Source organism: Streptosporangium sp. NPDC006013 (assembly GCF_040614275.1).
GTDB lineage: Bacteria > Actinomycetota > Actinomycetes > Streptosporangiales > Streptosporangiaceae > Streptosporangium.
This window is the reverse complement of the sequence record NZ_JBEXUE010000711.1, coordinates 1-3,783: the sequence shown is the minus strand read 5'-3', so window position 1 is coordinate 3,783 and position 3,783 is coordinate 1. Positions and strand designations below refer to the sequence as shown.

Here is a 3,783-nt window from a genome sequence, read left to right as displayed (position 1 = left end):
CCGCTCACCGGACCAGTTACTGGTCACCGCCGCGCCGTGGACCAGCCCCTGGCTCCCGGCCGGTTACAAGCGGAACTTCTGGAATGCCGCTTAGAAGGGGAAGTCCACACCCCTCTGGGGAGCAGGCCAGGGACAGGGGTCAAGGTGGAGCCCTCTACCTCCGAACGGCCTTGACTCCTGTCCCTGTCATCCGCCGACAGCGCTGATCACACCGTGATCATGCGGGCCGGTCATTGACCGTTGCGCAACCCACGTTCGCGCTCTCACGCTTGCCGTTCTGGTTCTTGAGCACCCATATGCCCTTTTCATTGAAGCGGATCCATGCCTCGTCATCGTTAAGTCCCCGTATCCAGCCGGCGGACACACCACCGAATATCCGCACGCCCTTGTCTTGGTCCAGGAACTGGATATACCCCTTGCCTTCGCCTGATCCGTGGACTTGGTTGGTGATCACGCTGTTCACGTCGGCCTTGTCGGCAAACACGGTTCCCCAGGCTTGTCCGGCCCTGCGCAAGGACTGTAGAAAAAAACGGCTCTGGCTCAGTTTCGGTGGTGACCAAGCGTGATCGTGGGCGATAAAGACGCGCTTAAGACGAATTGGCTGGTCAGAAGGATGTCATAGCCCAGTCCGGTGAGCACGGTCAGGGGCGAGCACACGGTCTCACAAACATCTGGTGAGGAAACCGCCCAGCTCCGCGACGTCGGCGCGATGCGCACGCTCCGTTACCACCGAAAGTGAGCCAGAGCCGTTTGATTGACAGACCCATCTACCGGCCAAGCACAGCATGGCGATCGTAGGGAGCCGCGTCGGAGAATCTGAGCTACCTGTTCAGGTCTTCCTGTGAGTTCGGCGGCAGGCTCAGCACCTCGTCGACCGCTTGGCTGATGATCTCGGGTTGCTCGAACGGAATCTGGTGACTGGCCCGTTCAGCGACCATCATCTGCCCATGCGGGGACTGGTCGGCCAGAGCGTGATGGTCGGCGTTGAGATGCTCTAGATGCGTTTTGGGCATCCGCGGCCGTCGGCCTGCCGTGATCACGCGGATGGGCACGGGCGGCAATCCGCTCTCCTGACGCGCCTGGGCGACCTCGCGCATGGCGTTCTGCATCCCGGTCAGGGTGACGGCCAGTTCGCGCAGCGGCTGCGCGTTGGTGCCGCCGAATATCGCACGCAGGCGCAGTAGCCGTGGGGCAAGAAGGAACGACAGATCGCGTACGAGCGCTGAGCCTGGCGGGGTTCCGCTGGCGGTCGGATCCACGAAGATCAGTCCCGCCACGTCACTGGGATGGCGGGTGGCATACAACTGGGTGACGAGCCCGCCGTAGGACCAGCCTACGAATACCGCCGGCAGTTCAAGATGCAGGGCGTGAAGAAGTCGGTGCAGGTCGTCGGCCATCTCGGCGACGGTACGGGCCTGCGATCCGCCGGAGCGGCCAACGCCGGCCCGGTCGTAGGTCAGCACGGTGGCCCGCTCGGCCAACGTGCGCTCCAGGTCCTCTCCCCAGCCGCCTATGCCCTGGCCTGAGCCGCCGCAGTCGAGAACCACGGTAGGACCTTTCCCGCGGACCTGTGCGCAGAGCGCGTGATCGCCTACATCGACCATCACCGGCGTTGGAACATCGTTGCTTCCTGGTCTCTCATCCCATTCCATGACGTCAACTTAGATTGACAATCATTTTTGTGTCAACTGGGGTTGACGCATGGCCGAAGGCCTCAGCGCGGGCAGGCATGATCGCATTCGTGCGATTGCCGCGGATGGGTCGTATCTGGTCAACGCCTCTGACGATCAGACGGCGCGATCGTGGAGCACTCGCATAGGTCGGCTTCCTCATCGCCCTTACGAGAGGTGGTGATGCCTTGCGGCGGTGCGGCCTGGTGCGGTGCGTTGATAGGTACGGCGGGACCACGGGCCGTGCGGCGGCGCGCCGCGCCGCCGTCTTGATCGTCCTTCTCAAGTTCCACAAGGAGTCTCAGAGGCTCGACCGGGAGGCGGCGGGGGGCAGGGCTGGGATCTCGGGTGGTGCGCGCCGGACGGAAGCCCGATCGATGCCGGGGACGACTGGGGCGACTGGGAGGAACTCCTGCGACTCGCCGAGATCGACAAGGGCGTCCGTGTTCACGACGCGCGCCACACGGCCGCCACGCTCCTGCTCGTACAGGGGGTGGACATCCGGGTGATTCAGGCAGTCCTCGGCCACTCCCGGCTGACCACGATCAAGCGGTACACCCACATCACGGAGACGCTCGCGATCGAGGCGGCGGGCCGGATGGGGCGGGCGCTGTGGGGCGGCTGGCGGCAACGGACCGGTCATAACCGCGACTGGAAAAGCAACCGGGCAGGCTTCCCGATCATGGAAAAGGGAAGCCTGCCCAGCTCATTGGGGTAGGGCGCCTGGGACTCGAACCCAGAACCTACGGATTAAAAGAAGTCGATTCAATCAAGGTCTGAGGCTCTGGCCTGCGGGCGCGGTGTCCGTGGACGTTCGCTGAGTTCCGGCGTCGTTCGCCCTCTTGGCTGTACTTATGGCTGTACAGCCAAGGCTCCCTCAATGGCCTGATCGCCTCCTTATCAGGACTGTCCCGGCCATGATCAGTGACTCGGAACTTGGTCCTGACCGGTGCTGGACGGGTGTGGACATGAGCCGCCATGTGCCTCTGTTGCGGTACTACCGGACCATCGAAGATCAAAGCAGTTGCACAGCAGGGAGCCAACGGCACATGATCAGAAACATGGCTGGCCTGCCTGACCCCTTGCCTGTGTTCTTCGACTGCGGTTGCTCGAACATCTACTACTGCCCGCGAGCTGGTGAAGTCGAGTGCCCTCGACACAGTGGTTTCGATGTTTGCTGCGACGCGCTTGAGCAGCACATCTCGATTCGTGCCACTACCGGCCATCAGGAGGCTCCGGGACAGAGGGAGAGAAAGAAGTACCCGTAGGCCAGGCCCTGAATGGTCTCAACGTCTACTCGCTTCCCGAAGGATGGACCGCTCTGGGCGCGATAGTTCTCGTGAAGTGCCTTGATGAGGAAGGTCACTCCTCATGGGCCTTCAGGACCACGGATGGGCTGAGCGATGAGGAACTTCTTGGTGCCCTGACTGTCCGAACCGATCTCCTCCGCCGCAAGTTATATGACGCGTACACGAGTGACGACGATGATGAATAAGATCAGGTGCTCTTCCAGCGACAACATCAGCTTGGGAAGTCTCTATCGCATCTGGTCGCTGAGCTGGGAGGATGCTGACCTGCGGGGGAGTGCTTCGAGTACCCGTGATTGCCCGTGAGTCCCCCTTGATCACCCTCCTGACGGGCACGCGAGGGGCATGGGGAGCATCTGCACCTTCGTCGCCCTGGTGCTCGGTGGGCCGGGGTTGAGGAACGAATCCCCGGACCGTCGATCGCCCCCAACCCTGTACGCAGATCAGCCACCATCAGGCGATCGTGAGAGTGGTACCAGGCACCGAGTAACTGAAAAATTACAGGACGCTGGCCTCGTGCCCTTGTAGGCTTCCCATACCGTCGCAGGCAAATGCTGAATGGGAGCTCAGGCTAGCGTCTTGCGCGTTAGTTCCTCTTTTCAGGGGTGAGCCGGTTCGAGTCCGGTAGCCTGCGGCGGCTTTGCATATTTGCAGGCAAGGGTCTCGATGGAAGATGCGAGGCCAGGCGGCGGTGCGGCCTTGGTGCGGCGGCTGAGGGCCGAGTGCGGCGTGTGGACGGTGCGGTGGGCGGCCCGTGGTCCCGCCGCCGGCCGAGACCGGCGCCCACGCCGCACGCTCGGACGGCG

The 3,783-nt window shown here is 63.0% G+C and carries 3 protein-coding genes; 1 reads left to right on the top strand and 2 read right to left on the bottom strand.

What is annotated here, in order from left to right; all coding sequences use genetic code 11:
• Positions 1-217: 217 nt before the first annotated feature.
• Positions 218-484, bottom strand: a complete 267-nt coding sequence (locus ABZ260_RS48330) for a hypothetical protein (protein ID WP_355631941.1) — start codon at positions 482-484, stop codon at positions 218-220.
• A gap of 337 nt (positions 485-821) precedes the next feature.
• On the bottom strand, positions 822-1,652 hold the full coding sequence (locus ABZ260_RS48325) for an alpha/beta hydrolase (RefSeq protein ID WP_355631938.1): 831 nt from the start codon (positions 1,650-1,652) through the stop codon (positions 822-824).
• A gap of 391 nt (positions 1,653-2,043) precedes the next feature.
• Here ABZ260_RS48325 and ABZ260_RS48320 point away from each other — a divergent pair, with 391 nt between their 5' ends.
• On the top strand, positions 2,044-2,388 hold the full coding sequence (locus ABZ260_RS48320) for a tyrosine-type recombinase/integrase (RefSeq protein WP_355631944.1): 345 nt from the start codon (positions 2,044-2,046) through the stop codon (positions 2,386-2,388).
• The last annotated feature ends 1,395 nt before the right edge of the window (positions 2,389-3,783 follow it).